This window comes from Bacillus stratosphericus (genome assembly GCF_020524495.1).
Lineage (GTDB): Bacteria > Bacillota > Bacilli > Bacillales > Bacillaceae > Bacillus > Bacillus stratosphericus_B.
Genome location: NZ_JAIVLB010000019.1, coordinates 38,056 through 64,152 on the forward strand (window position 1 = coordinate 38,056; position 26,097 = coordinate 64,152).

Annotated in this window: 24 protein-coding genes, 2 pseudogenes and 1 riboswitch; of the genes and pseudogenes, 12 read left to right on the top strand and 14 right to left on the bottom strand. The window is 39.4% G+C overall.

The annotated features are described in order from the left end of the window. Window positions 1-62: 62 nt before the first annotated feature. The 5 genes from LC033_RS09395 to sspJ all read right to left on the bottom strand — a co-directional run bounded on the left by LC033_RS09395 (window position 63) and on the right by sspJ (window position 6,105). On the bottom strand, window positions 63-1,070 hold the full coding sequence (locus LC033_RS09395; RefSeq protein WP_226567996.1) for a LacI family DNA-binding transcriptional regulator: 1,008 nt from the start codon (window positions 1,068-1,070) through the stop codon (window positions 63-65). 227 nt (window positions 1,071-1,297) lie between these two features. Then, entirely contained in the window at window positions 1,298-3,052 is a 1,755-nt protein-coding gene (locus tag LC033_RS09400) for a HAMP domain-containing sensor histidine kinase (RefSeq protein ID WP_226567997.1), read from the bottom strand. Between the two features lie 3 nt (window positions 3,053-3,055). Next, window positions 3,056-3,778: a response regulator transcription factor gene (locus tag LC033_RS09405; RefSeq protein ID WP_226567998.1), complete on the bottom strand. Its 723-nt coding sequence runs from the start codon at window positions 3,776-3,778 to the stop codon at window positions 3,056-3,058. A 276-nt stretch (window positions 3,779-4,054) separates the two neighbouring features. Continuing rightward, window positions 4,055-5,461, bottom strand: coding sequence for an amino acid permease (locus LC033_RS09410; RefSeq protein WP_226567999.1), 1,407 nt, complete (start codon window positions 5,459-5,461; stop codon window positions 4,055-4,057). A gap of 193 nt (window positions 5,462-5,654) precedes the next feature. Next, window positions 5,655-5,833: riboswitch (Lysine riboswitch) on the bottom strand. Between the two features lie 128 nt (window positions 5,834-5,961). Next, window positions 5,962-6,105: a small acid-soluble spore protein SspJ gene (gene sspJ / locus LC033_RS09415; RefSeq protein WP_226568000.1), complete on the bottom strand. Its 144-nt coding sequence runs from the start codon at window positions 6,103-6,105 to the stop codon at window positions 5,962-5,964. Between the two features lie 232 nt (window positions 6,106-6,337). On the opposite strand from sspJ, the gene LC033_RS09420 reads away from it, so the two are divergent. The 4 genes from LC033_RS09420 (at window position 6,338) to modB (ending at window position 10,355) form a co-directional block, all read left to right on the top strand. Further along, the gene (locus LC033_RS09420) at window positions 6,338-6,829 is read left to right on the top strand and encodes a metal-dependent hydrolase (protein WP_226568001.1); all 492 of its coding nucleotides are present in this window, start codon (window positions 6,338-6,340) and stop codon (window positions 6,827-6,829) included. A gap of 120 nt (window positions 6,830-6,949) precedes the next feature. Further along, window positions 6,950-8,800: an LTA synthase family protein gene (locus LC033_RS09425; RefSeq protein ID WP_226568002.1), complete on the top strand. Its 1,851-nt coding sequence runs from the start codon at window positions 6,950-6,952 to the stop codon at window positions 8,798-8,800. Between the two features lie 113 nt (window positions 8,801-8,913). Next, window positions 8,914-9,690: a molybdate ABC transporter substrate-binding protein gene (gene modA / locus LC033_RS09430; protein ID WP_226568003.1), complete on the top strand. Its 777-nt coding sequence runs from the start codon at window positions 8,914-8,916 to the stop codon at window positions 9,688-9,690. Next, on the top strand, window positions 9,690-10,355 hold the full coding sequence (gene modB / locus LC033_RS09435) for a molybdate ABC transporter permease subunit (RefSeq protein WP_226568004.1): 666 nt from the start codon (window positions 9,690-9,692) through the stop codon (window positions 10,353-10,355). Before modA ends, modB begins: the two co-directional genes overlap by 1 nt. A gap of 30 nt (window positions 10,356-10,385) precedes the next feature. On the opposite strand, the gene LC033_RS09440 is transcribed toward modB, so the two are convergent. From LC033_RS09440 to LC033_RS09465, 6 genes are all read right to left on the bottom strand, one after another. Beyond that, window positions 10,386-10,985, bottom strand: a complete 600-nt coding sequence (locus LC033_RS09440) for a hypothetical protein (protein ID WP_226568005.1) — start codon at window positions 10,983-10,985, stop codon at window positions 10,386-10,388. Window positions 10,986-11,359: 374 nt separating this feature from the next. Then, complete coding sequence (gene pgoN, locus LC033_RS09445; RefSeq protein WP_226568006.1) at window positions 11,360-12,208, bottom strand: glyoxal/methylglyoxal reductase; 849 nt, start codon at window positions 12,206-12,208, stop codon at window positions 11,360-11,362. Window positions 12,209-12,518: 310 nt separating this feature from the next. Beyond that, entirely contained in the window at window positions 12,519-13,130 is a 612-nt protein-coding gene (locus LC033_RS09450) for a trimeric intracellular cation channel family protein (protein WP_226568007.1), read from the bottom strand. Between the two features lie 145 nt (window positions 13,131-13,275). Beyond that, window positions 13,276-13,689: a disulfide oxidoreductase gene (locus tag LC033_RS09455; RefSeq protein ID WP_226568008.1), complete on the bottom strand. Its 414-nt coding sequence runs from the start codon at window positions 13,687-13,689 to the stop codon at window positions 13,276-13,278. Next, entirely contained in the window at window positions 13,686-14,369 is a 684-nt protein-coding gene (locus LC033_RS09460; RefSeq protein WP_376776432.1) for a DsbA family protein, read from the bottom strand. The genes LC033_RS09455 and LC033_RS09460 overlap by 4 nt, the downstream gene beginning before the upstream one ends. Window positions 14,370-14,516: 147 nt before the next feature. Continuing rightward, complete coding sequence (locus tag LC033_RS09465; protein ID WP_226568010.1) at window positions 14,517-16,610, bottom strand: heavy metal translocating P-type ATPase; 2,094 nt, start codon at window positions 16,608-16,610, stop codon at window positions 14,517-14,519. Window positions 16,611-17,026: 416 nt separating this feature from the next. Between LC033_RS09465 and LC033_RS09470 the strand changes: the two genes are divergently transcribed. The 3 genes from LC033_RS09470 to LC033_RS09480 are packed head-to-tail and all read left to right on the top strand — an operon-like array spanning window position 17,027 to window position 19,594. Next, entirely contained in the window at window positions 17,027-17,770 is a 744-nt protein-coding gene (locus tag LC033_RS09470; protein ID WP_226568011.1) for a metal ABC transporter ATP-binding protein, read from the top strand. Next, window positions 17,770-18,642, top strand: a complete 873-nt coding sequence (locus LC033_RS09475) for a metal ABC transporter permease (RefSeq protein ID WP_226568012.1) — start codon at window positions 17,770-17,772, stop codon at window positions 18,640-18,642. The genes LC033_RS09470 and LC033_RS09475 overlap by 1 nt, the downstream gene beginning before the upstream one ends. Window positions 18,643-18,655: 13 nt before the next feature. Beyond that, a complete protein-coding gene (locus LC033_RS09480; protein WP_226568013.1) occupies window positions 18,656-19,594 on the top strand; it encodes a metal ABC transporter substrate-binding protein in 939 nt (312 codons plus the stop codon). A gap of 37 nt (window positions 19,595-19,631) precedes the next feature. Here LC033_RS09480 and LC033_RS09485 read toward each other — a convergent pair whose 3' ends face one another. Continuing rightward, window positions 19,632-19,808, bottom strand: a complete 177-nt coding sequence (locus tag LC033_RS09485) for a hypothetical protein (protein WP_226568014.1) — start codon at window positions 19,806-19,808, stop codon at window positions 19,632-19,634. A 162-nt stretch (window positions 19,809-19,970) separates the two neighbouring features. Between LC033_RS09485 and LC033_RS17265 the strand changes: the two are divergent. Further along, window positions 19,971-20,033: pseudogene (locus LC033_RS17265) on the top strand (TetR family transcriptional regulator); the annotation flags it as partial. Between the two features lie 44 nt (window positions 20,034-20,077). Here the strand turns inward: LC033_RS17265 and LC033_RS09495 are convergent. After that, window positions 20,078-22,568: pseudogene (locus tag LC033_RS09495) on the bottom strand (heavy metal translocating P-type ATPase). A gap of 113 nt (window positions 22,569-22,681) precedes the next feature. After that, window positions 22,682-22,987, bottom strand: a complete 306-nt coding sequence (locus tag LC033_RS09505) for a metal-sensing transcriptional repressor (protein WP_226568017.1) — start codon at window positions 22,985-22,987, stop codon at window positions 22,682-22,684. A 571-nt stretch (window positions 22,988-23,558) separates the two neighbouring features. On the opposite strand from LC033_RS09505, the gene LC033_RS09510 reads away from it, so the two are divergent. The 4 genes from LC033_RS09510 (at window position 23,559) to LC033_RS09525 (ending at window position 25,287) form a co-directional block, all read left to right on the top strand. Next, window positions 23,559-23,840 (top strand): hypothetical protein, encoded by a 282-nt coding sequence (locus LC033_RS09510; protein ID WP_226568018.1) that lies wholly within the window; start codon window positions 23,559-23,561, stop codon window positions 23,838-23,840. 230 nt (window positions 23,841-24,070) lie between these two features. Beyond that, on the top strand, window positions 24,071-24,244 hold the full coding sequence (locus LC033_RS09515) for a hypothetical protein (RefSeq protein WP_226568019.1): 174 nt from the start codon (window positions 24,071-24,073) through the stop codon (window positions 24,242-24,244). 68 nt (window positions 24,245-24,312) lie between these two features. Continuing rightward, window positions 24,313-24,501, top strand: coding sequence for a hypothetical protein (locus LC033_RS09520; RefSeq protein WP_226568020.1), 189 nt, complete (start codon window positions 24,313-24,315; stop codon window positions 24,499-24,501). A gap of 225 nt (window positions 24,502-24,726) precedes the next feature. Further along, on the top strand, window positions 24,727-25,287 hold the full coding sequence (locus tag LC033_RS09525; protein ID WP_226568026.1) for a hypothetical protein: 561 nt from the start codon (window positions 24,727-24,729) through the stop codon (window positions 25,285-25,287). Window positions 25,288-26,097 lie beyond the last annotated feature (810 nt).

Here is a 26,097-nt window from a genome sequence, read left to right on the forward strand (position 1 = left end):
TAATTTCGGGAATATTATACTACAGTGCATATAGGTTGTATATGTTCACCTGTAGGCGCTAATTATTGCACCTTTTTGACTGAATCTCTGATCATCAGCTCTGTGTGTACATACATTTTTTCCATATGATCTTCTTGCACTTCACCATTTATGACTGAAAGGATGGCTTCTGCACCAAGTGCGCACATTTTTTCGATCGGCTTTTTCACCGTTGTCAGTGCAGGCGTGGTATAGGATGAAAATGCAATATCATCGAAACCGATGATGGAGATATCACCTGGACACGTTTTGCCTTTTGCCAACAAAGCATTCATCGCACCAATGGCCATGTCATCGTTTGAGCAAAAAAGCGCTGTTGGTGGATAATCAAGAGTCAGCAAAGCTTCCATTGATTCATAGCCGCTTTTCATGTGATAGTCTCCTTTGAACATATATTCTTTCTTCATTGGCACATGATGATCAATTAATGCTTGTAGAAAACCATCATTTCTTTCCTGAGTCGATTTAAAGCCTTCTTTCCCTTCAATGATGGCGATCTTTTCATGACCTTGCTGAATAAAATAGTGCGCCGCTTGGTATGCACCTTGACTATCATTAGCTAATATATTCATCACTTCTTTACTTTCCACACGGCGATTTAGCACAATGATGGGAATGCCCTGTTTTTTTACATGGTGGATAAACGCTTCATCGTGCTCGCTTTGGCTCATGAGCAAAATGCCATCATAGCGTTGTTTATGAATGGTTGTGTACTCGTGAAGGTCAGCAATTTCTTTTACAAATAGATTATAGTGCTCTGTCATCACACTGTTGACACCTTTTAACGCATCCACGAAGAAACTTGAGGACGTGCCTTCTGTTAAACTCGTAAAAAACAGACCGATTGTATAGGATTTTTGTGATACAAGGCCTCTAGCATGGACATTCGGTGAATAATTCAGGTGTTTTGCAATCGACAAAATCTTTTGTTTTGTTTTTTCTTTAATAAAAGGACTGTTATTTAAAGCCCTTGATACCGTGGTATGAGAGACGTTTGCCAATTTTGCTATGTCTTTAATTGTGACTGTCATGCTATTCCGCCTTTTATAATTTTTTACCATCTTATCATAAAACCGCTTTCATTTTCCTGTCTTTTTCTGCATGTAATCTTGCTTTGATGCTGTAGCTGCTTTGCACGTTCAAATTGAAATAATGAAAAAAGATTTGTTCACGTTAACATTTTTAATCTTTTACAAAAATGATTCAATTCTAAAATAGGAAAAAACGATCTCCATTAGAAAAGAAAATCGTTTTTTGACTATTTTACAGATGATAATTTTTTTAGGATAATCGCAATAGTTGTTCCTACACCTAGATCACTTTCAACTTGAATATCTCCGTCATGCAGTAAGACGAGCTCTTTAGCAATCGCCAGCCCGAGTCCTGTTCCATTCGTTGGATCATTCGTATTTGTCCCTCTGTAGTAACGGTTAAATAAGTGATCAACAGTTTCTTGTGCCATTCCGCGTCCTTTGTCTTTCATTTCGATCCGAACTTCCTCATTTGTTTCAGATAAGGTAGCTGTAATATGAGTTCCTTTCTGGTTATGCTTGACAGCATTCGCTAGCAGGTTCTCAATTACTCGTCTAAACCAAGCTTTGTCAATCTCAAACATGACTCCATCTGTTTGATCTTCAAAAGATGACGGATAATCTTCCGAAAATGAGCTTCTTGAAAACTCGTCCATAATAGACGCTAAAAATTCACCAAGTTCGACAGGTTTTCGATTAATAGGTAATGCGCCATTTTTCAATCGATACGTAAGGTTTAAGTCCTCTATTAAGGTCGACATGTATTCTGATTTCTCACGAATGACCTGTCCCATTTCCATGACTTCTTCTTTGGACCATTGGTATTGATTAGATTCAAGCATCATTCCATAGCCGTAAATCGTACTAAGAGGCGTTTTCAAATCATGAGACAATCCTGCAATCCATTCTTCCCTTGTGATTTGAATTTTCCTACGGTTTGCTTCATTCTCTTTTAGTGTATGCGTGAGCTGATCCATTGTTTTTAGGATATCTTCAAACAACCGGTATTCTCGCTTAATACGGCCTTTTTTATTTTTACTGACTGGAATCCCTTTTCTGTTTGTTGGTTCCTGTAATTTATTTCTTGATAAAAAAATCAGCCAGCGAATAATGTGATAGATCGGTAGCCCATATCGATAAGAGTACCATAATGTCATAACGATAATAATAGTGAGGGCAAGACCCGCAATCAGAATGGTCGTATATTGGTTTAAAGCCTCTGTCTCTCTATCATAAAGCTCGTCTGGGCTGTATACTTTATTTGGCACAGACACGATTATGTAGAGATGTTTATTCACTTTGATGTAAGAGAGGTCACTTCTAAACTCCCAAGGCTTCGATTGGTACTTTAGCAGTTCAACATCCGTTACGTTATTTTTCAAATCGTTTTTCGCAAGGATGCCTTTTAGATATTTTCCTTCTTCATTGAATAGATGCACCGATCCATTCATTCTTTTCAAAAATTCTTTCGTTTCAACCGAATATTGAGATAGTGCATCCAGATTTTTCTCGTGCTGCTTGAGATAATTAGCTACCTTTGTACTGTTCGTTTTAAACCCATATAACACGATAAAGCTTTCTTGATCAATCTCAATTGGCCAGAAGTACATCTTGTAATCTTTAAATTGTCTTTTTTCAAAAATCCTGATCATTTCATCCTTTTGATAGGATGTTGGAATATTTTTAGGGAGGTGATAGCTATATACATTGTGTTTTTTTGAATCGATCACTTGGAACCAGCCGTCACGTTTTTTCACTGCTTGTTTGAGCTGATCATCGGCTTCCATTTTTCCATCCTCGTTAAAATAAAGCCACCTCATGAGTGTATCTCCATCGGCCTTTGTTAAACCGGTTTCAGTCATATTCTCATAGTGTTTTTTATAATATAGATTCTCAGAGAACGTATTCCCGATCACCAGAATCGCAATGACAATAAACATCTGTCCGACAAAGTGAAAGAAAAGTTTTGTTCGTAAATTCATGAATTAATTCAGAACCTTCACAGGATGTGGAATAAATTTATATCCCATACCACGAATCGTTACAATGTATTCAGGCTGACTAGGATCTAATTCTATCTTTTCTCTCAGCTTTCGAATATGAACCATGACGGTGTTGTTATCACCATATGATGGGACGCCCCATACTTTCTCGTAGATTTGATCTTTTGAAAGGACCACATTCGGATGATCACAAAAGTACTTCAGCAAAGATAGAAGTTGAGCAGAGCATGCCGTCACCTCTCCTCTCACTTTCAATTCAGCTGCATGAGGATGATATGAGAAATGGGCATATTCATATTGGTTGTGAGCCTCTTCTTGCTCCTCCTGTAAGGAGATATATGTTCGGTTTAAGTGAGCCTTAATTCGGGCCACTAGCTCTAACGGATTAAATGGCTTTGTGATGTAATCGTCTGCCCCTTGTGCAAAGCCGGTCAGTTTATCTACATCGGACGTTCTTGCAGTTAAATAGAAAATGGGCGCTTTCGTATATATTCTCATTTCAGGAAGAACGTCAAAGCCAGACTTACCGGGCATCATCACATCTAAAATTAAGAGATGGATGTCTTCGTTTTTGACCACATCTAATGCTTCATTTGCATGGTAGGCTTTATAAATATGCTGAAATCCTTCTTTTTTTAATACGCGTTCAACCATTTTTACAATTGCTTCTTCATCATCTGCAATCAATATTTTTGCTGTTTCCACGCATCCCTTTCCTTTCTAGATATGTTCTCTAACCGTATATTACCATTGTCTAAAGTAAAAAAGTACCTCTTTTCTCCATAAAAGCGAAAAAATATCAACTAAAGAATATGGTATTACTAGGAATCTCGTAAAACAACTCGGTATATATACCGAAGAAGAAACAAAAGAAATCAAGGTCAGTACAACTGACCCATAGAGTGGCTACTATGTTAAGGATGAACGTGAAAAATCATTTACTTATTCATTTCACACCAATTTTTGAGAAACACATCTTCTTTATTCTGTTCCTTTAGCAAATCTTTTTGACATGAATGGATAAAGCAAAATACCAACTAAGAACAGGCCAATTCCGAGACCGAATGTTTTCAAATCAGCTGTCCCTGAAATAATGACCCAAGCAGAATACCCAATAGCAACAAGTGCAATGATGCCGTCTCTTGTTCGATTTCCTTTTTGGAGATCATACGTGTCGCCTTGTATGATGATCTTAAAGCTGTAGATCGATGACACGATATACGGAATGAGATATGCAAGTGTTGCTGATGTTGTTAAAAAGGTAAAAGCCTCATTAATTGTTCTTGACATCACTGAGAAAATAAACAGCTGTGACATAATATTTGTGACAGTCAAGGCGAAGGCAGGGCTCCCCTTTTTGTTTGTTTTTGCAAACACTGCTGGGAAATCACCAGCCTTTGCTGCTTGATAGGGTACTTCTGAACCGAGTAAGATCCAGCCAAGCATCGACCCAAATAAACAAATGATCGCAAGCATTGCCATGACAATTCCACCAGCTGGCCCAATAATCAACTGAAGCACGTCTACGAATGGTTTGTCTGAGCCTTGTAATTGATCGTGTGGCAACACGCCCATTGTAATCAGTGTGATAATCATGTAGATGGATAGTGCAATTAAAAGCCCTGTAATCGTCGCACGTTTGACATCACGCTGCGAGGACGCTCTTCCTGATAAAATAACAGCAGATTCGATTCCAATAAATGCCCATAGTGTAGAAATGGCCGCATGATGTATTTGACCCCCAAGTCCGAGCACCTCTTGGCCCCCTGATGCAACCGGGAAGTAATAATATTCAAATAATGTCATTTGGAAGGCAAATAAGCCTCCTACAATAAAAAGGACGAAGCCAAACACCTTTGAAAAGGTCGTAATAAAGTTTAATTTACTTGCTACACTTAAGCTTGTGATTAAAATAGTATGAGTTCCCCATAGAAGGATGGTACATACGATAAAAGTCGTGAGCTGACCAAGTGTGATCGCTTCTTTCCCAAAGGTAAAGATCACCGTTTTTACGGTTAAAATAGGGAAAAAGGTTGTTAAATAACCAGCAAGGCTTGTAATAATAGCGACATTACTAATCCAGCTCGCCACCCAATATCCCCAAACCATTGTAAAACCGGCAGCTTTTCCTTTTTTCGGATCTTTAAAAAGCGCCCTTGCATAACTTTGTGGTCCAGCCTTCAGATGCGGCTTATGAATGGACAAATGCCCAAATACAAGTGCAATCATCAGCACTCCGCCACCTGTGACAAGCCATGCCATCGTCACACCTAATGGACTCGCATGCTGAGCAAGCGTACTTGGCAGCATAAAGATGCCTGAACCTACCATATTTCCGACGACAAACGCCGTCAATAACCAAAAACCCCATTTTTTTGTCTGTTCCATTTCCGCACCTCCGTTTTATTCACTTTGGACCAGACCCGGCAGTATCTTCATCGATATATCTGTGAAGCAATGACTTACATTCTTTATGTTCAATAGGGTCACTTTTTTGTTAACAGCATACCCTTTTCTTTGTCCCGCAGAACATAAAAAAAGCCTGAACAAAAGTCCATGCTTTTCAAAACATACACCTTGATCTCCGGATAGCCCTCCACGCTTTAAAGACGTGGCAGTCCTGCATTTATTCAATGCAGACCCAGCATAAAGAAAGTTGGAGCTCTCTCTACACTTCGGCGCTGATGCCTTTTTTCTCATGATCGTTGATTCCATCTCTCCTATGAGTGACTCATCATCCGCGCAACCTCTACCTCACTGAGACATAGCGTGAGGATTTCTATTCATTTTTTACTACACGAAGGTTATCAAACATTCTTACATCTGTCAAAGGGAAAATCATAAAAAGAGCAGAGAACCGTTTCTCGTTTTCTCTGCCCTTTGATTGCTTATTGATGGTTGTTTTTCTTCTTTTGTACAGCTTCCTGAAGCGGATCACCTGCTAGTTCTTTACTGGCTTCTTCTAACAGCTGGTCTACCTGCTGATGGTTTTTCTCACTTTTCGCCTTTTTATCCTTTTGAAAAAATGACATCGCTACTTCCCCCCTTCTCATAAAATGCCTTTGCCTGTGTAATTTGTGCTACAGCATTCATCATTATACAAGGGGCTAAGCTCATTCATCATAAAAGGTCTTTCTCTTTTTTTTCAAATAATGGAGAAAGGTCACTGTTTTTTCCTTTTTTCTTTAGAAATAAGCCTTGCTGAATGAATTCACCCTTGATATAGTGAGTACTTGAACCAAAGATAGAACAGGAGTACGCATCATGACAGGAAAAACACATATTATGGGCGGAATTGCAGCCTCAACAGCCGCCGCCTACTATTACGGATTTGACCCAGTCGCTATGGCTGCTGCTGGATCAGCAGGTGCCCTCATCCCAGATCTTTGTCATACGAAAAGTAAAATCGGGAGGAAATTCCCACTCCTTTCGACACTGATTAGTAGTGTTTTCGGTCATCGCACCTTTACGCACAGTTTATTATTTCTGCTGATCATTTATTTTATTGCGACAACATACATACCAAATGACAGTCTTAGCATCGGTTTACTTGTTGGAATGGCGAGCCACCTTATTCTTGATGCAGGAACAGTGAACGGTATTAAATTTTTATTTCCAGCTACAATTAAAGTCCGTCTTCCCTTTTATGTCAAAACAGGCAGCACAGGTGAACAAGTCGTACTAGCTGCCCTCACCATTGTCACCTGCTATTACATCGCCGTCATTTGCGGAATGTCTATCCCCTTTCAGTTCTAGGAGAAGGAAAAAGAGTTTTTTAAAAAAGAAAGGATATGAATTGATCATTCCTCATTTTTTTAGTAGGTTTAAAATAAGTGTTTTACGCGGCTGAATAAAGAATGATGAGGAGCTACATAAATGAAAACGTTTTTCAAAAATCACTGGTTTTTAGTGTACTCCATCCTCTTCATGTGGATGAAAACATACATCATTTATCAATTCGGATTTCATATACGAACAGCGAATCTGTTTCACGAATGGCTGCTTTTGATGAATCCACTTAGCTTTTTGCTCCCTTTGTTTGGGATTGCTCTTTTTTTAAATGAAACGAAACAAAAGGTTTTTTTATTCACCACAAATTTTATTTTGACGGCAATTTTGATATCAAATACGATCTTTTACGGATTTTATATTGATTTTATTACCATCCCAGTCTTATTTCAGGCAAAGAATATGGGGGATATGGGCAGTAGTATGACTGAATTGTTCCACCCGCTTTTTGTCCTGATGCTCATTGATTTCGTGGTACTGGCTTGGCTGTTAAAGCGTAAACCGTTATCACCAAAAGCATCATTTAAGACAATTAAAACGTATTATGCAGTTTGCTGTAGCTTCCTAATATTCCATGTCAGTGCAGCCGTGTTGGATCACCCTCGATTTCTGACAAGCTCTCATGATCGAGAAGTCCTTGTACGAAACCTTGGTCTTTTTCAATTCCATCTTTATGATGGTGCTGCTCAAACGGCTCGTATTGGGCAAAAAGCCTTCGCAGATGAAGATACACTTTCAACAGTGGAAAACTACACAAAGGCTGACTACAGTGCACCAAACGAAGACTACTTTGGACTTGCTAAAGGCAAGAACGTCGTTTTCATTTCACTTGAATCAACGCAGCAATTTGTCATTGACCAAAAGGTAAACGGACAATACATCACACCATTTTTAAATCAACTCGCTAAGAAGAGCTTTTACTTTGATGAGTTTTATCAGCAGACAGAGCAAGGAAAGACGTCGGACTCAGAGTTTATTGTCGCAAATTCACTCTATCCATCTAGCAGCGGCGCTGTCTTTTTCACAGCGAGTGACAACGAATATGACACGTTATACAAGCAATTGAAAACAGAGAACTATCAAACCGTCCAATTTCATGCCAATAACAAAACGTTTTGGAATCGTGATGTGATGTATGAATCTCTTGGAATTGACCGCTTTTATGATGTCGATTCATTTGATGTCAATGAACAGAATTCGACTGGCTGGGGCTTAAAGGATATCGACTTTTTTGATCAATCCATTGATTATTTAAAAAAGTTGAAGACTCCTTATTACAGCACATTCATTACCCTGACCAATCACTTTCCGTTTGAAATTGACCAAAAGGATCAGTTTATCGATGAATATGATTCGTCTAGCTCCATTTTAAACCGCTATGTGACAACCGTCCGTTATCAAGATGAAGCCATTAAGACATTTTTTGACCGCATGAAAGAAGAAGGACTGTATGAAAATACAATGTTTGTCCTCATGGGTGATCATTATGGCATTTCAGAGGCACATCATGAGGCGATGGCCGAGCTGCTCGAGCAGGATGAAATCACACCGTTTGATGCTGTCAAACTACAGCGGGTACCATTTTTAATCTACATTCCTGGTATCACGGATCAAGCACCACAGAAAATATCTGAAACAGCCGGCCAAATGGATGTGAAACCGACACTCCTCCATTTGCTTGGTATTGAGTCCAAGGATGCCATTCAATTTGGAAATGACTTATTTTCTAACGAACGTACGCCTTTCGCTGTTCTGAGAAATGGGAATTTTATTACTGATGATTATCTCTATACAAAAAACACTTGCTATAACCAAAAAACGAAAGAACCTGTTGAACAAGAGGAAGTATGTCAGCCTTATATTGAGAAAGCCAATAAAGAGCTGTCCTTATCGGATAAAGTGATCAATGGGAATTTACTTCGTTTTTATCAGCATTAAAGCTGCCATCTGGCGGCTTTTTCTCTTCTCTTTTACTGAAAACCTATGAATGGTCAAATAAGTTTGATTATAATAAGGAATACACATGATATTGAATGATAAGAGGTGGGAACATGAAGTATCTATTCTTAGCTTTCGTCACGATCTGTTTGCTCCTGACTGGGTGTCAAACTGAGATGGAGTCATCAGATACAAGCAAAAAGACGGAGTTGGTGATTTCAGCGGCTGCAAGCCTGCAGGATGCACTAAAAGAAATTGAATCCACCTTCAACGATCAACATCCGAACGTAACATTAACGAATAATTTCGGATCATCAGGCGCACTGAAGCAGCAAATCGCTCAAGGGGCAAAAGTGGATCTCTTTTTTTCTGCGGCTGAAGAGCCTTTTGATGAACTTGTCCAATCCGGAGATATCGATCAGGATCATATAAAGGATGTCATACAAAATGAGCTTGTCCTCATTGTGCCAAAAGAAGACTCTTCTTCTATCAAAACCTTTCTCGACGTCCAGCATTTAAAAGGAAAAATCGCTCTTGGTACACCTGAATCAGTTCCTGCTGGTACACACGGAAAAGAGATTTTCACGAAGCTGAACATATGGGATCAAGTAAAAAAGAACGCTGTCTATGGCAAGGATGTACGTCAAGTCCTAAGCTACGTAGAAACAGGGAATGTAAAAGCAGGTGTTGTGTATAAGACTGACGCCCTTGTGTCCAAAAAAGTAAAGATTGTGGATGAGGCAAATCCGGACATGCATTCCCCCATCATTTATCCTGTAGGACTCGTAAAAGAGACGGAACACTTAGAGGAAGCCAAGACATTTTTTCAATACCTACAATCAGATACAGCCGCATCGATTTTTAAAAAGTACGGCTTTCAAGTGAAGTAATGCCGATGCTGACCGAAGAATTTCTGTCTCCAATATGGCTGTCCGTTCAAGTTGCCGTCGTCAGCGGGCTATTGGCTACTCTTTTTGGAACATCCATTGGCTTTTGGATGGCGCGAACATCTTTTAAGGGAAAAATGATCATTGAAACGCTTCTCATGATGCCTCTTGTCCTTCCGCCAACGGTCGTAGGATTTTTATTGCTTGTTCTGTTCGGAAAACACAGTGTGATTGGAAGCGCCATTGAATGGATCTTCCATCAGCCTGTCATCTTCACATGGTGGGCGGCGGTCATTGCATCGACGGTTGTGGCATTCCCGCTCATGTATCAATCAGCAAAAGCTGGATTTTCGACGATTGAGTCAGACATTGAGGGTGCTGCAAAAGTAGACGGTGCTCATTCATTCCAAGTCTTTGCCTATATCACCGTGCCGCTCGCCTTACCTTCCCTTCTTTCTGGTGCGATCTTGAGCTTTGCGAGAGCCCTTGGAGAATTTGGGGCGACCTTAATGTTTGCCGGCAATATCCCAGGGAAAACCCAAACACTCCCAACGGCAATCTATGTGGCCATTGATTCTGGACGAATAGAGCTTGCATGGACTTGGACGATTTGTATTGTGATCCTGTCATTTATTATGCTGCTGGCTGTACGCCGAAGCAGCACATAAAAAATCCCCCTATGTGAGAATAGGGGGGATTTATACCACATATTTACTTTGCCTTTTTACCACAGTATAAGTCAGGATTGATAACAAGATGATAAGCAAAGAAATGCAGATCAGAATTGCAGTCACACTAATGGGAATAGGTACAAATAATTGATAGTTTCCTTTAAAAGAAAAGAGATGCAAAGCTAAGTTTGCGATCATATTTTTCAAATCAAAGACACCTAAGTTAGGGATCAATAAAAAATAGACCATATAGATAACCACAGATAATATAAAACTTCGACATAAACTACCTAAATAAAAAACAATTGTACTAAATAACCAGCTGATACATACAACAAACATCAATTGAAGCAGGATAGAATGTTCAGTACGATCTTGATATGTAAACAACTGAACAGATATATTATGTGATATGACAGAATAAAATAGATGACTAGCCATATACGAAATGAAACAGATAATAGGAATAAAGAATAGAATGATCACATACAGAGACAGTTGCTTTGAAAATAAAACATCGTTCCACTGATATTGAACCGCTTTCATTTTCATCGTTTTATGTTTGATGTCATATGTTGTTAAATAAATTGCATATAAACCAAATGCAAGAGGATAAACCTCATCCATTCTTCCCCATGATGAAATTTACCTTTTGATGTTTAATTTGAATATTAAAATCTCTGCTGTCGATATGACTTTGTGAGTCCCTTTACATGGATCATTTCCAAAACCCCTCTTGGTATTTTTTGAGATTATCTATAATATTAAAACAGCGCTACTTTGATTTGTAAATAGTTCTCCATCCTTTTTTTACAATTGATAAATTACCACAAATTGTGTTTTTGCACCACCTATTTTCAATGATTTTTAAGAATTATACACTTTTTTTAACACTTACTGACAATCGTTTGATTTATAGCAACAAAAAACACCTTTCAATAATCCCAGAAGTGTATCACTCAAGCCCTATCGAAAGGTGTTCTAAAGTTCATTCTATTTTGTTATGATTCAAACCCAACCGTCATCGTCTCTGGATTCGAGCCGACGCGCTCATTATTATTTAATGCATTGATTTTTTCCATGTCTTCTTGAGAAAGCTCGAAGTCAAAAATGTCTGCATTTTGTTTAATGCGTTCTTCATTGATTGATTTTGGAATTGTGACGACGCCGCTTTGCAGATCCCAGCGCAAGATCACTTGTGCGACAGATTTATTGTAGCGTGAAGCAATGTCCTTCAATACGTCATGATCTAACAGCTTCCCTTGCATAAGTGGAGACCATGCTTCAATTTGAATGCCTTTTTCTTTTGCGTATTGACGTAATTCGGCAAGTGTCAGTTTCGGATGAAACTCCACTTGGTTCACAGCTGGGACAACCTCAGCATCTTTTAACAGCTCTTCTAAATGCTGAACATAGAAGTTACTGACGCCAATGGCTCTTAATTTTCCATCTTTATACAGTTTCTCAAGCGCACGCCAAGTTTCTTTAAATGTATCAGTATTGGGTCCGGGCCAATGAATTAAATAGAGGTCTAAGTAATCAAGACCCAATCGATTTAAGCTTGCGTCAAATGCAGCTAGTGCTTTTTCGTAACCTTGATCGGAGTTCCATACTTTAGATGTAATAAAAATTTCTTCTCTTTTGACGCCTGATTCTTTAATGGCTTTCCCTACGCCTGTCTCATTTTTATAAACGGCAGCCGTATCAATGCTGCGATATCCATTTCGTATGGCTGCTTTCACGGCATCTACCACTTGATTGCCGTCCTCTACTTTGAATACACCTAAACCAAACCAAGGCATTTCCACTCCGTTATTTAGTGTTACGGTATCATTCAAGCTTTTGACCATTTTTAACAACCACCTTTTTTCAAAAATTCTATCTTTTTCATTATCTCATGTTACGCTTTAAAACTCTATTAATAGGCGTTTCTCTTCGATTGCCAAAAGCAACGCCCCTGTCATACCTGCTTTGTCCTCAAGTCTAGGAGAGAGAATGTATGTATCAAGTAGCAGCGTCAACACCAGCTTCAGCCGAGGTCGCCAAAAAAACTGAATATCTCAATTCAGCCAAATGACAAGATTTTCATTCAACACGAAAATACCAACATTTGCTGAAAAAATAACAGCAAAAAAAGAGAGCGATATCGCCTCTTTGTTTTTACCCTTTATTTAAAAAATAGGATCTAGCAGGAAGCTGCCATTTGAATAGATAAGAGCACACTCGGCACGTGACAAGAATGAGAAATAAAAGATACAGGCTCATCTCCCCTTGAGCTAATCCAAGCCCAACGAATAAACCGCCAAGTGCTGCCCATACTGCATAAATCTCCGCTTTTAGAACGAGTGGTTTGCGCCCTGCCAAAAGATCACGGACAATTCCGCCACCGCTCCCAGTCAAAATGGCTGCCACAATGACCGCACTTAGCGGAAGCTCTCTTTGCACAGCAAATAAGGCTCCTTGAATTGCAAAGGCTGCTAAGCCAATCGCATCTGAGAAATTTCCCCATGTGCTCCAATGCTTTAGCAAGAGCTTTGGAAAAAGAAACACAATTGTAATCGACACAAGGGCAATGGTAAACATCTTCCCCTGTGACCATAAAGCCGATACTGGAAGACCGATTAATATATTTCGAATCGCTCCCCCGCCAAATGCCGTTACAATTCCCAAAATGTACACACCAAGAATATCGTACTCTTCCTCCATTGCCACAATAGCGCCACTAATGGCGAATGCGACAATGCCAATGATACTTAAGACTTCCCATGCCATTTTCCGCTTATCTCCTTACCATTGTCTGATCATCTAGCACTCCACCCTTAATGTATATCTGACACAGGCGAAAAGCAATACAAATTTTCTTTGAATTTTATCTTTTTGCGAAAATAAAAAATAGCCTACTTTTCAAGCAGGCTTGTTAATCTTCTTTTGCATTTAATAATAGCATACTGATGATGATAAGAATAAATGCAATAAGTGCTAATAATGGAATGGTGATAAAACCAAACCAATTCAAATAATCAAAGGAACAAGGAATTCCGCTCAGACAAGGGCGAATGGATGCAAAGCCCGGTATCTTTTGTTCCATATAATGATAGATAGAAAAACAAGCACCAATCATGGTTAAAGGAAGAACGTAATATTTCACTTTGACATCGCCACGGAATGTAGCAATTCCAAGTAAAAGCACAAGGGGATACATGAAAATGCGCTGAAACCAGCATAGGTCGCATGGGATAAACTTTTTCACTTCACTTAAATACAGGCTGCTCATTGTAGCAACGATGGAAACGATCCATGCGCTGTATAAGTAAACAAGCTTATTCTTCATGATTTTTTTCCTTTAAGCTCTTGATCGATTAATTCTTTAATTTCGTCATAGTCATAAAAGTTTTGTACTTGTTTATTGTTAATGAAAACAGTTGGTGTTGCGTTCACTTTGAACTGATTGACCAATTGATCATCCGTGTTCAACTGAGATTGATACGTTTTCTTTGACAAGTTTTCTTTTAGCTTGTCCGTATTGATTTTTGTTGTCTTTTTCGCTAATTCAGTGAGCTTAGCAGGCGTTACCCATTCCGCATCACTATTTGGCTGTGCATCATAGACAGCTGCATGAAATGCCCAGAAGTTTTTTGGGTCTTCTTTCCACACCTCTTCAGAAGCGAGTGCTGCTAACACCGCACCGTCTCCATGAACAGGCAGTGGCAAGTTAATAAATGAAAATGAGGCATCGCCTTTATCTATGTAGTCTGCTTTCAGCTTTGGGACAATGTCTCTTTCAAATGATTTACATGTTGGACACTTATAGTCCCCAAACTCGACGATTTGCACCGCTGCCTTTTTATCTCCCATGACAGGTTGTCCTTTAATGGAAGGCTTGCTGTCAACTGTTTGTGCTTCTTGGCTGTTGTTGTTGCCAATCACAACGAAAATACCAATGAGAAGAGCTGCAATGATGGTTAAAATGACGGCAAACTTGATGGATGAAGATTGATTTTTTTTACTCACAAAAGCACCTACCTTATCTTTTTCATTCATTCCTTAAAAGTAAAAAAGAGGATAATAGCTTAGGAAGATGCCATCATCCAACTTCTTCTATTTTAACAAGAGAGAGGCTATTATAAAAGACGCTATCGTGAATTTTTCCTTACAATTTTATTTCATGACCCTCATCGCATTTAAAACAGCGAGTACCGTTACACCAACATCAGAAAAGACCGCTTCCCACATGGTCGCAATACCGAAAGCCCCTAGTAATAGGAAAATCCCTTTGACACCAAGAGCAAACACGATGTTTTGCCAAACAATAGCTTTCGTTCTTTTAGCGACAGTGATGGCTTCTGCTACCTTTGATGGCTGGTCCGTCATAATCACGATATCAGCGGCTTCCACTGCCGCATCTGAACCAAGTCCGCCCATCGCAATGCCTATATCTGCTCTTGCTAATACTGGGGTATCGTTAATGCCATCCCCCACAAATAATAATTTTTCTTGAGGTGCTTTTTGCTGATCAATGTCTTCTATTTTCATCACTTTATCCTGTGGCAATAATTCAGTGTAAACCTCGTTCATGCCAATTTGCTTTGCGACAGCAGTCCCTACTTGTTTGGCATCACCAGTGAGCATCACGGTTTTAATTCCAGATGCTTTTAAAGCAGAAACTGCCTTGATGGCATCATCCTTTAATTCATCTGCAATCAGGATATATCCGGCAAACTCACCGTCTACTGCCATATACACAACAGTTCCACTTCTTTTTTCTTTTTCATACGCAATGCCCTCTCGTTCCATCAGGCGATGATTTCCCGCTAATACATGTACACCGCTAATCGTCGCTTTAATTCCATGTCCCGCAATATCCTCATACGCTTTGATATGGCGCTCATCTAGCGGCGAACCGTAAGCCGCTTTAATCGATTCTGCAATAGGGTGCGAGGAATGCGCTTCTGCTAGAGCCGCAAAAGAAAGCAGCTCCTCTTCCGACCACTTGTCATGGGTTGTCACGATATTGGTGACCGTAAAGTTCCCTTTTGTGAGTGTGCCTGTTTTATCAAAGACAGCATAGCATACAGAGTTCAGTGCTTCTAGGTAGTTGCTGCCTTTCACAAGGATGCCTCGTTTAGATGCTGCCCCGATTCCCCCGAAGAATCCTAATGGAATGGAGACGACAAGTGCACAAGGACAAGAGATCACGAGAAAGACAAGCGCCCGGTAAACCCAGTCAGACAATTGTGCTGATGGTATCAAAAGCGGCGGCACAAAGGCAAGCAATAGTGCAAGCACGACGACAGCAGGTGTATAATATTTCGCAAACTTTGTAATAAAGTTTTCTGTTTGTGCTTTTCGACTGCTGGCATTCTCAACTAAATCTAAAATCTTCGTCACAGCCGATTCGCTTAGCTCTTTTTGTACTTCTATTTCAAGAATGCCGTTTTGATTCACAAATCCAGCAAGAACTTCTTTTCCTGCTTCTACATCTCGAGGAACAGATTCCCCTGTTAATGCAGAGGTATCCACAAGTGAAAAGCCTTCCATCACGAATCCATCTAGTGGAATTTTTTCACCTGGTTTTACGACGATACGATCACCAGCTTTTACTTCTTCCGGCTTCACTTTTTTTGTTTCATGCCCTATTTTGAGATTCGCATATTCAGGGCGGATATTCATTAATTCACTAATAGACCGTCTTGAACGATTCACTGCCGCACCTTGGAAGAGCTCTCCAATTTGATAAAACACCATGACAGCCAGTGCCTCTGGATATTGCCGAATGAGAAAAGCACCAACAGTTGCAATGGTCATTAAGAAGTTTTCATCAAATACTTGACCTCGCACGATATTTTTCAGTGCTTTAAAGACGACATCACCGCCGACGAGTATATACGCTGCAAAAAACATGACAAATTTCAGCCAGCTATCTTCATGTATAAAATAAGCAGCTGTTCCAATCACAGCACCGCCAATTAATTTCAGTACAATTGTTTTTAAATTCTTTGCCCCATGATCGTGGTGATGCCCTTCTTCTTTTGGTGACACACTCACATGAGGTTCAATGAACTGAACGGTTTTTTTAATACGTTTTGACATGGCCTCTTGTGCATCTGCATGAGTTACAGTTAACGTGCCTGTCGCAAAATTAATAGAACATTCCTCAACTCCATCTATTTTGTTGACACCTGTTTCGATTTTACGCGCACAGTTTCCACAATCAAGACCGTTTAATACGTATTCATCCTTTGTTTTTTTCATGCTCTCACCTTTTTCTATATAAATAACTTTCCCTGATTCAAACAAAACTATTAGCGGCTTTATATGTTATATATGAGCATATATTCATATATTGAACTATCCTTATTATATGAGGCGTTCTGATCAACTGTCAATCATTTATGAACAAATGATTTGTTTTTTGGCCAATGCTGTCACTTTGATTTTCAATAAAAGATGCTCATGTCCCTTTCATAACATAAAAACAATCGTTTGACCTCTGACGAAAAATATACAGCATATCTCTTTACAAAGGAAAGACATACGTTTATAATAAGTCGAAAGTTTCCCTAAGGAAACAAATTAGTCTTAAAGAATCATTTTAACCTAAATCAAAAATATTTAGTGAGTGTATATATTTTAAAAAACGCAATGATGATTGAAAGGAGCCGCAAGAGATGTCAAATGCTTTAACAATCGACCGACTTTATGTCTCATATCACGGAGAGGATGCATTAGAAAACGTCTCTCATTCTATACAGGAAGGGACGATGACAGGAATCATTGGTCCGAACGGTGGCGGTAAATCGACTTTATTGAAGGCATGCTTGGATTTAATTGAAAAAGATCAAGGGGATGTTCACTTTTTTGATCAGCCCTTTAAACAAGTCAGAAAACAGATCGCATATGTACCGCAGAGAAATGATCTAGATTGGACATTTCCTATCCATGTGCTGGATACCGTTCTACTTGGAACATATCCGAAACTTGGACTCATGAAACGACCTAAAAAAGAAGACCGGGCCTATGCATACCATTGCTTAGAAAAAGTCGGGATGCAGGACTTTGCGAAAAGACAGATTGGGGAATTATCCGGCGGCCAGCAGCAGCGTGTCTTTCTTGCTAGAGCACTTGCTCAAAACGCCCAGCTCTTTTGTTTGGATGAACCATTTGTCGGGATTGATATGGCAAGTGAAGAAACGATGATTCGCATTTTAAAGGAATTACGACATGAAGGAAAAACCATTCTTGTCGTCCACCATGATTTAAGTAAGGCCGATGATTACTTCAGCCATCTCGTTCTTTTAAATAAAAAACTGATCAAAGCTGGACTCGTACAGGATATCCTTCGTCCAGAGGTGATACTGAAGGCATATGAAACGCAGCTACCATTCTTAAAATCAGCAGGAGGAGACGTGTAATGGAATTCTTAACCGGACTCTTTGAATATGCGTTTTTACAAAAAGCGTTATTTACATCCGTCATGGTGGGCATTATATGCGGCGTCATTGGCTGTTTTATCATTTTACGGGGCATGGCTTTGATGGGAGATGCCATTTCACATGCGGTGCTGCCTGGTGTGGCCATCTCTTATATGCTTGGGATTAACTTTTTTTTTGGGGCCGTCTTAACTGGGGTGTTAACAGCGATTGGCATTGGATATGTCAGTCAAAACAGCCGCATTAAAAATGATTCTGCCATCGGCATTGTATTCACTGCCTTTTTTTCAATCGGAATCATTTTGATTACATTTTTGAAAAGTTCAAGCGATTTATATCATATCTTGTTTGGAAATGTACTAGCTGTTCGTTCATCTGATATGTGGATTACGCTTGGGATCGGCATTTTTATTTTGCTGGCGGTCATCATTTTCTACAAAGAACTGCTCATTAGTTCATTTGACCCGGTGATCTCTTCTGTTTACGGTTTACCGAACCGAATGATCCATTATTTTCTCATGACATTACTCACCCTTGTCACCGTTGCATCCCTGCAAACCGTCGGCATTATTCTTGTCGTTGCGATGCTTATTACGCCGGCAGCCACCGCTTATCTCTTGACTGACAGGTTATGGATCATGATTTATTTATCTGCTTTTTTCGGTGTCGTTTCTGCTGTCGTGGGACTCGGGCTTAGTTTTACGTATAACCTGTCTTCTGGTGCTTCCATCGTTTTGGTCGCAACCATGTTATTCGGCAGTGCCTTTATTTTTTCACCGAAGCAAGGTATTTTGTGGAGATCATTAAAATCAAAACGAAAACGAAAACAATTAAAAAAAGAAACATCTATGTAAAAGGAGGATATATATGAAGAAGTTATTTGCAATCCGTTTGATCGCAGTATTCATTGCCTTTATGGTCATCGTAGGTTGTTCTAATCAACATAATAATTTCGCCAAAGATGATGGCAAATTAAAAGTTGTCACGACCTACTCCATTCTTTATGACATTGTGAAAGAAGTAGGGGGACAGCATGTCTCTATTCACAGCATTGTTCCAATTGGTACAGATCCACACGAATTTGACCCACTGCCAAAGGATGTTCAGCATACGACGGATGCAGACCTTGTTCTATATAATGGCTTAAACCTTGAAACAGGGAACGGCTGGTTTCAAAAGCTGCTTGAATCGAGCGGCAAGGACGGGAATGATGCACCGGTAGCGGAACTAAGCAAGGGCGTCAAAGTGAAGCATTTATCTTCAAAAGGGCTGGAAAGTCAGCAGGATCCTCATGCTTGGTTGAATGTCGAGAACGGCATTCTTTATGCCCAAAATACCCGGGATGCGCTCATTGAAGCAGACCCCGAGCATAAAGAGGATTATGAAAAAAATGCAGATGCTTATATCAAGAAGCTTCAGGCTCTTCATGATGAAGCAAAAGACAAGTTTAATCAGCTTCCAAATGACAGAAAGCTGCTTGTCACAAGTGAGGGGGCCTTTAAGTATTTTGCAGCTGCATATGGACTGAAAGCGGGCTACATTTGGGAGATCAATACAGAAAATGAAGGAACACCTGGTCAAATGAAACGCATCATTCATTTTGTGAAAGATCATCGCGTTCCTGCTCTATTTCTTGAAACAAGTGTAGATAAACGCAGTCTGGAAAGCCTTTCTGAGGAAACCGGGGTTCCGATTAAAGGGAAAGTCTTCACTGACTCCATTGGAAAGAAAGGGGAAGATGGAGACAGCTACTATAAAATGATGAAATGGAATATTGACACCATTTACAAAGGACTGTCCTCATAAAAAAAGACAGGCGGAGTGAGTCCGTCTGTCTTTTTTGTTAGCCTGCCATATTTTGCGGGTGTTTTTTTGGCCAGGTGACATAGCTGATGCTAATGAGGAAATCAATGATTAAGACCATCCCCCACACATATGCAAGCTGCATCAATGATTCTGTTCGCTCTGGTGCTTGGATGAGAAAGGTAAGCACAAAGAGTAAACCGGTTCCATGCGTCATTATTTTTCCACACAGCAGGAGCTATTTCTTTTCTCTATGAATCTGATTCAGGACAGAATCAAAGAACGAATGACAAGGCTTCCATTAAACGGCTCAACTGAAGAAAATGTCCTTACTTTATTGGAGCAAGTCCTTCCGCTTGATGAAGAACGAAGGTTTGAAATGGAGGTTTGGCAGGCTTTTACGATGAAATCGTTAACTGAACCAGAATTACAGCCGCTCAATGCAAAGATGTATGACGAACTTCTACCAAACCCTAAAAGAGAACTTCATTCTGCCACTCCCTCTCTGACAGGTTTCAACCGCTGTAATCTGAGTGAATTCAGCACAACCGACACGGAGCTAAAGGCCATTGCCACTCCTGCAAGCCATGGCACAAGTAATCCAAATGCTGCTACTGGTATTCCAATACAGTTGTAAGCAAGCGCCCAAAATAGATTTTGCTTGATGTTTCTCATCGTTTTCTTGCTAAACTCAAGCGCATCTGCAATGGCATGAAGATCTCCTGTCATGAGCGTAATATTTGCCGCTTCCATGGCAACGTCTGTACCTGTTCCAATCGCCATTCCAATATTCGCTGTCGCAAGGGAAGGTGCATCATTGATGCCGTCTCCGACCATTGCGACTTTCCTTCCTTGTTCCTGAAGATCCGCAATGTGAGCAGCCTTGTCCTCAGGAAGAACCTCAGCGATGACATGCTCAATGCTCGCCTGTCTCGCAATCGCCTCTGCTGTGCGCTTATTATCCCCTGTCATCATCACGACGTGAATTCCTTGATGTTTCAGCCGGGCGATCGCTTGAGAGGACGATGATTTAATCGTATCTGCAACCGCCACAATACCGGCTGCATCGCCGTCAATGGCAATGAGCATCGCCGTTTTCCCTTGTTCCTCTAGCTTATTAATGGATGCTTCTACTTCATCGTATCGGATGTGGTGTTTCTTTAACAGCTTCCGTGTTCCAATCAAGAGCTGATGACCAGCGGCCTTTGCTTCAATTCCATGACCAGGATCTGCTTGGAAGGCTTCTACATTGACCGCTTCAAGACCTCGCTGCTTCATTCCCTCCGTAATCGCTCGAGCAAGTGGATGCTCTGACTGCTGTTCTGCCGATCCCACTAGCTGAAGCAGTGTGTCCTCCGTCCAAATTCCAAATACCACCACATCTGTGAGACTTGGTTCACCTTTTGTCACAGTCCCTGTTTTATCTAAAACCACAGTGTCCAGTGATTGGGTCACTTCTAAATGCTCTCCACCTTTAAACAGAATGCCTGATTCAGCCGCGCGGCCGCTGCCAGCCATAATAGAGGTCGGTGTAGCAAGACCGAGTGCACAAGGACATGCAATGACTATCACCGCTATAAAAGTCTCAAGTGCTGACGTCACACTTCCTGGATCTACAAAGAAAAACCATATGAGAAAGGTCAGTACAGCGATACCTACAACAATGGGAACAAAAATCCCTGAAATTTGATCTGCCATTCTTTGAATCGGTGCTTTTGAGCCTTGTGCTTGTTCTACCACTCGGATGATTTGTGAAAGGGCCGTCTCTTTCCCTACTTTTGTTGCTTTCACTTTGATAAACCCATTTTTATTGATGGTTGACCCGATGACCGTATCTCCTGCGATTTTATCAACTGGCAGACTTTCTCCTGTAATCATGGATTCGTCTATCGCTGTTGTTCCCTCGATGATTTCTCCATCTACCGGCACTTTCTCACCCGGTTTTACAAACACAAGATCATTTACTTTCACATCAGAAATAGGAACGGTCATCTCTTTCCAATCTCTCTCGATGACAGCTTCTTTCGCTTGTAAGCCCATCAGTTTTTGAATCGCTTCTGATGATCTCCCTTTTGCTCTTGCTTCCATTAATTTTCCGAGCACAATCAACGTAATGAGCACAGCACTTGTTTCATAATAGAGAGCCGCCTCATGTGTGCCTTGAAAAGCTGACTGAATGCTTTCATATAAACTATAGAAAAAGGCGGCAGATGTTCCAAGTGCCACAAGGACATCCATATTGGCACTTTTATTTTTTAATGCTTTATAAGCACCTTCATAAAAGGGCCAGCCGACAATGAACTGAACCGGCGCCGCTAATGCAAGCTGAACCCAAGGATTCATGAATGCTTCTGGCAGCCAAATAAAAGATGTGAAAGAAAAATGGCTGACCATTGCCCAAAGGAGAGGCAGTGACAAAATCATGGAGAACAAAAAGCGTGCCATTTGCTTCTCAATCGTTGCTTGGCGATGATCTTTTTTCCCTACCTCTGCTAGTTCTTCTGCTGGTTCAATTAATGAATACCCAATGGATTGAACGGCATCTTTGATGTCACTTGTAGACGTTTGACCGGGATGGTACATGACCTGAAGTGTCTCAAGCGCAAAGTTCACAGACCCATGATCGACACCGTCCATACGGTTGATTTTTTTTTCGATTCGGTTTGCACAAGCCGCACAGGTCATTCCTGTAATTTGAAAGTGGATTTCTTTTTTCATTTTTCTCACCTCTCCACATACTCCATGGGGGTACCTTTTTTGAAAAAAATAACACGCTGGCGCAAGCAGCACGTATGTTCATTTATACGACATCATATCCCTGTTCTTCAATCACATCAGAGATACGGTGTAACGTGACTTGATCAGGATGAAAAGAAACCTCCACCTGCCCCTTGTCTAAATGGACTTTCACAGACTCAACACCTGCTAATTCTCCCACATTTCCTTCGACTGCTTTCACGCAATGTCCGCAAGACATGCCCTGCACTTGAAGTGTTGCTTGTTTCACTTCTCATCGCCTCCATCAATCATTTTCTATATTTTACTATACCCCAGTAGGGTATCATTGTAACATAAATGATGCGTTCCGTGCTATGATTTTGTCAGTTTTGTGAAGACGTTCATTAACTCTTCAATGGCTTCATCCCCATTGCCGTTCTTAATGGCATCCGCCACGCAGTGGTGTGTATGCTTTTCCATTAATTGAAGACTGACCTTTTTTAAAGCCGCATTAACAGCAGAAATTTGATTGACGACATCTATACAGTAACGATCGTTTTCAATCATTTGCTGTATCCCTCGAACTTGTCCTTCCACTCGTTTCAAGCGATTGATTAATTGATCTTTTTCCTTCTCGGCTCTAGGCGAAGCGATATGTCTTTCTTCATGTTCTGTCATCTAATCACCTTTTTTCTATCAAACTTGTCTTTCATTAAATTAAAGCATATCTCCACTGGAAAAGGCAAAGATATGCTGAATTTCCTCTGACAGCACCTTATTTTTTTCAATGATTCAAGCTGCATTGTAAATATATAAAATTTCATGTATTAAAAAAGTGTCAAAACCCTTATCTATCATGGGTTTTGACACTTTTTGAGATCATATGGAGACGGTGGGAGTCTATTATATGCACTTACTATGGTTCTAAAAATGGTACAATGCTGTATATAATAAGCTTTTTGTGTATGCAATGTCAGAACATTTAAAACGATAATTTTATGTTTTTGTTGCCAAAATGTTGCCAAAATGTTGTTTAAAACCAATACTTCTTTATAATGAAGAAAAGGGGTGATTACATGAAAGATATTCGTCCGGGTGGAAATCGTGAGAGGGCCATTAAAGTTGGTGGATAACTTCAAAAGAATATAGAAATCTCATAAAGAGCCTTTGCCTTGCAAGGATCTTTTTAACAAATGATTAAAATGTTAGATAATTATTATTCTAATATTGTTTAGGTTGGAGGGTTTATATGAGACTTGTTTTGTGCCTTTTTCCAAAAGTAAGGAAGTTTGGAATTGGTCTAACTATTACAAGCCTTCTGATCCTTCTATCTCTATCTTTTGTGTATAATAACATTGGTAAGAAAAGCTACTCGGAAACGGTCGCTATAACACCAGAAACATACAGGGAAATTAAAGAAGGTATGACACCACATGAAGTGAAAGAACTTATCGGTGGTTCTGCTAGATCAGAAGAAATAAAAGAAGATAATTATTTTCATTTGGGAATACGAAGGGGAAAAAGGAATTGATGCTGATGCCTCGGCAGACTTATTATTTGAAGATGATCGACTAAGTTCTAAATTTGAAAGTGGCTTGCTGACAAAACACAATGAAACAGATTCCGAAGAAACATACGAGTCAGAAACAGCAGATGAAGAAGAGATTAGTTTGTTATCTTGGTCCGTACTTATATCTTCATTAATTTACCTGTCGTTTGATTTTAAAAATTCTGCTCCAAACTTCTTATAATATGGTGGAAATGTTTAGTGGTGATTTAGCTGCAAAAATTGGAACAGAAAATAATACAATTAACCAAATCGCAGTATTTTGGAAAGTTCCTTATATAGATGAAGATGAAACATTAGCTAAATTCTCATATGAACGTTCAGGAGAACATATGATAATAACCGATAAAGTATCTTCTTTAAGATGACCCTTCTACTTGAAGGGTTTTTTATTTACATTTATAATCGAACATACATTCCGTTCAGGAGGTGCCGTATGACTGACCTTGAAAGAAAATTATATCGGATCATCTATAATATGAGCAGATTAAGAAATAACCCTACAATGGATGACCTGAAAAGGAAAACAGGTAAAGATGAACTGGCGATCCGTAAGGCTGTTAAAAACCTTATCACAAGAAATGAATTAGCATGGGATAAAGAAAAAAGAGAATGGAGATTTTGATTTAATCATAAGGGCCGTATTTTACAGCTTAAGTGCCTGTTTCAGCTACAAAACACGTAAATAAGAAACACTCATACATTACAATCACTAGGTCTGAAGCAAATAATCACCTTAATAAACTGTATCTTTTTTACTATTTTTCAATATTAAGAGGTGTTATTAAACATTTTATGGTAATCTATACTATAGCAAATACAGTATAAGGGAGAGATAAAAGTGGAGACAATGGCTAAAAGATTCTGCAAACCATTTATCCTATTGCTAACAGCTGTCTTATTAGTAACCTTTGTTGCACCTCAAATATCACACGCAAGTGAATTTCCGAATTCCCAGGTGATAAGCTATTCCGATTATGGTAATTATTCAGAAAAGGAAATTGAGGAAGTATTAAAGTTTTACTTCGAAGAAGTTGGGGAACTAACTGATGAAGGATATGTTATTAAAAACAATGAACTGTTTGATGCAAAAGTTCTGGCGGGTGACTCTGCTGCTTTGAAATTGAAAGAGTTGATTGCGTTGGACTCCTCTTTTCAGAAGTCTGGGTTTCAGGTTGCTAGTGCAACGACTTTTGGTAAATGTGTTGTAAACAAAATGATTGGCAGTTATGGTAATATAGCGCGTCAATTTTTGAATGGTGCCATCTTTACATATATCAAAACTAAGCAATATGATTTAGCTGCAAAGTTAATTTTTAACACCCTAGTTAAATCTGGGATGAAAGTTAATGCAGCATCTCTTGCAATAGAGTTAGGATACTATGGATGGAAATGTCGAGGCAAGTGGTAAAATGTCTCCATTATTAATAGTTAAAGTCATTTTATTGTTAACCGTTTTAGGTTTATTTGCATGGACATTCATTAGTAAGAAAACTGCTCACGACGATGATGTATATAGATATGCAAGGTACATGATCTATTTCCTTGTAGCTGAAGTTGCGATATACGTTATATTCAGTTTTATTTGAAATAAACCCCCATTTCGGGGGTTTATATTGTGTCATAAAAGAATTTAAAATATCTCAAAAACGTTTTTGTGACATTAACGAGCTTTAAGTTTTGTCTGGTCCCTTAATGCCGTCAGCAACAAGACAAGGCATCATCTGAAACCGTTTGACCGCATCACCCCGATCATTACATAGACTACATAAAATATTGTGTTGTTTTTGCATCTTATGTTAGATAGTAACAACGCAAAAAGAACGGTTGTTTTTAAAATAATATTTTTGAAAGAGTGATAATTTGAATACAAAAGTTTTAAAGAGTGTTTCACTTCTTTGTTTTATTATTGGGCTTTTATTGTGGGTGCCTAATGCTTTCTTTGGGCAAAGTAGTATTCTATGGCTGTTAAATTTTGTGATTGGTCCTGTTGGGATTGCATTGAGCATAATGAGTAAAAAATATCTTTTCACGTTCTTAAATTTCATAACCACTTTCAGTTTTTTTATATTTATATTTCTTGGTTATCATTTATTGGGACCGTAAAATAAACGTAAGTACCAGGTTTTCATTAGAAAGGTGGTGAGAATTTGAAAAGATTCTTCATATCAAAATCCTTTTTGATTTCTTTTATTGCTGCTGTTTTATTCTTTGGGTTCCA

Bases quoted from the DNA above. Each gene is read 5' to 3' on its own strand.
- sspJ (WP_226568000.1), bottom strand. From the start codon at position 6,105: ATGTCATTTTTTCAAAAGGATAAAAAGGCGAAAAGTGAGAAAAACCAT.
- LC033_RS09440 (WP_226568005.1), bottom strand. From the start codon at position 10,985: ATGGATGAGGTTTATCCTCTTGCATTTGGTTTATATGCAATTTATTTA.
- LC033_RS09420 (WP_226568001.1), top strand. From the start codon at position 6,338: ATGACAGGAAAAACACATATTATGGGCGGAATTGCAGCCTCAACAGCC.
- LC033_RS09465 (WP_226568010.1), bottom strand. From the start codon at position 16,610: ATGAAAAAAACAAAGGATGAATACGTATTAAACGGTCTTGATTGTGGA.
- modB (WP_226568004.1), top strand. From the start codon at position 9,690: ATGCCGATGCTGACCGAAGAATTTCTGTCTCCAATATGGCTGTCCGTT.
- LC033_RS09425 (WP_226568002.1), top strand. From the start codon at position 6,950: ATGAAAACGTTTTTCAAAAATCACTGGTTTTTAGTGTACTCCATCCTC.
- LC033_RS09470 (WP_226568011.1), top strand. From the start codon at position 17,027: ATGTCAAATGCTTTAACAATCGACCGACTTTATGTCTCATATCACGGA.
- LC033_RS09450 (WP_226568007.1), bottom strand. From the start codon at position 13,130: ATGGCATGGGAAGTCTTAAGTATCATTGGCATTGTCGCATTCGCCATT.
- LC033_RS09480 (WP_226568013.1), top strand. From the start codon at position 18,656: ATGAAGAAGTTATTTGCAATCCGTTTGATCGCAGTATTCATTGCCTTT.
- LC033_RS09400 (WP_226567997.1), bottom strand. From the start codon at position 3,052: ATGAATTTACGAACAAAACTTTTCTTTCACTTTGTCGGACAGATGTTT.
- LC033_RS09455 (WP_226568008.1), bottom strand. From the start codon at position 13,689: ATGAAGAATAAGCTTGTTTACTTATACAGCGCATGGATCGTTTCCATC.
- LC033_RS09395 (WP_226567996.1), bottom strand. From the start codon at position 1,070: ATGACAGTCACAATTAAAGACATAGCAAAATTGGCAAACGTCTCTCAT.
- LC033_RS09410 (WP_226567999.1), bottom strand. From the start codon at position 5,461: ATGGAACAGACAAAAAAATGGGGTTTTTGGTTATTGACGGCGTTTGTC.
- modA (WP_226568003.1), top strand. From the start codon at position 8,914: ATGAAGTATCTATTCTTAGCTTTCGTCACGATCTGTTTGCTCCTGACT.
- LC033_RS09505 (WP_226568017.1), bottom strand. From the start codon at position 22,987: ATGACAGAACATGAAGAAAGACATATCGCTTCGCCTAGAGCCGAGAAG.
- LC033_RS09510 (WP_226568018.1), top strand. From the start codon at position 23,559: ATGAGACTTGTTTTGTGCCTTTTTCCAAAAGTAAGGAAGTTTGGAATT.
- LC033_RS09475 (WP_226568012.1), top strand. From the start codon at position 17,770: ATGGAATTCTTAACCGGACTCTTTGAATATGCGTTTTTACAAAAAGCG.
- LC033_RS09520 (WP_226568020.1), top strand. From the start codon at position 24,313: ATGACTGACCTTGAAAGAAAATTATATCGGATCATCTATAATATGAGC.
- LC033_RS09525 (WP_226568026.1), top strand. From the start codon at position 24,727: ATGGCTAAAAGATTCTGCAAACCATTTATCCTATTGCTAACAGCTGTC.
- pgoN (WP_226568006.1), bottom strand. From the start codon at position 12,208: ATGGTCAAAAGCTTGAATGATACCGTAACACTAAATAACGGAGTGGAA.
- LC033_RS09515 (WP_226568019.1), top strand. From the start codon at position 24,071: ATGTTTAGTGGTGATTTAGCTGCAAAAATTGGAACAGAAAATAATACA.
- LC033_RS09485 (WP_226568014.1), bottom strand. From the start codon at position 19,808: ATGACGCATGGAACCGGTTTACTCTTTGTGCTTACCTTTCTCATCCAA.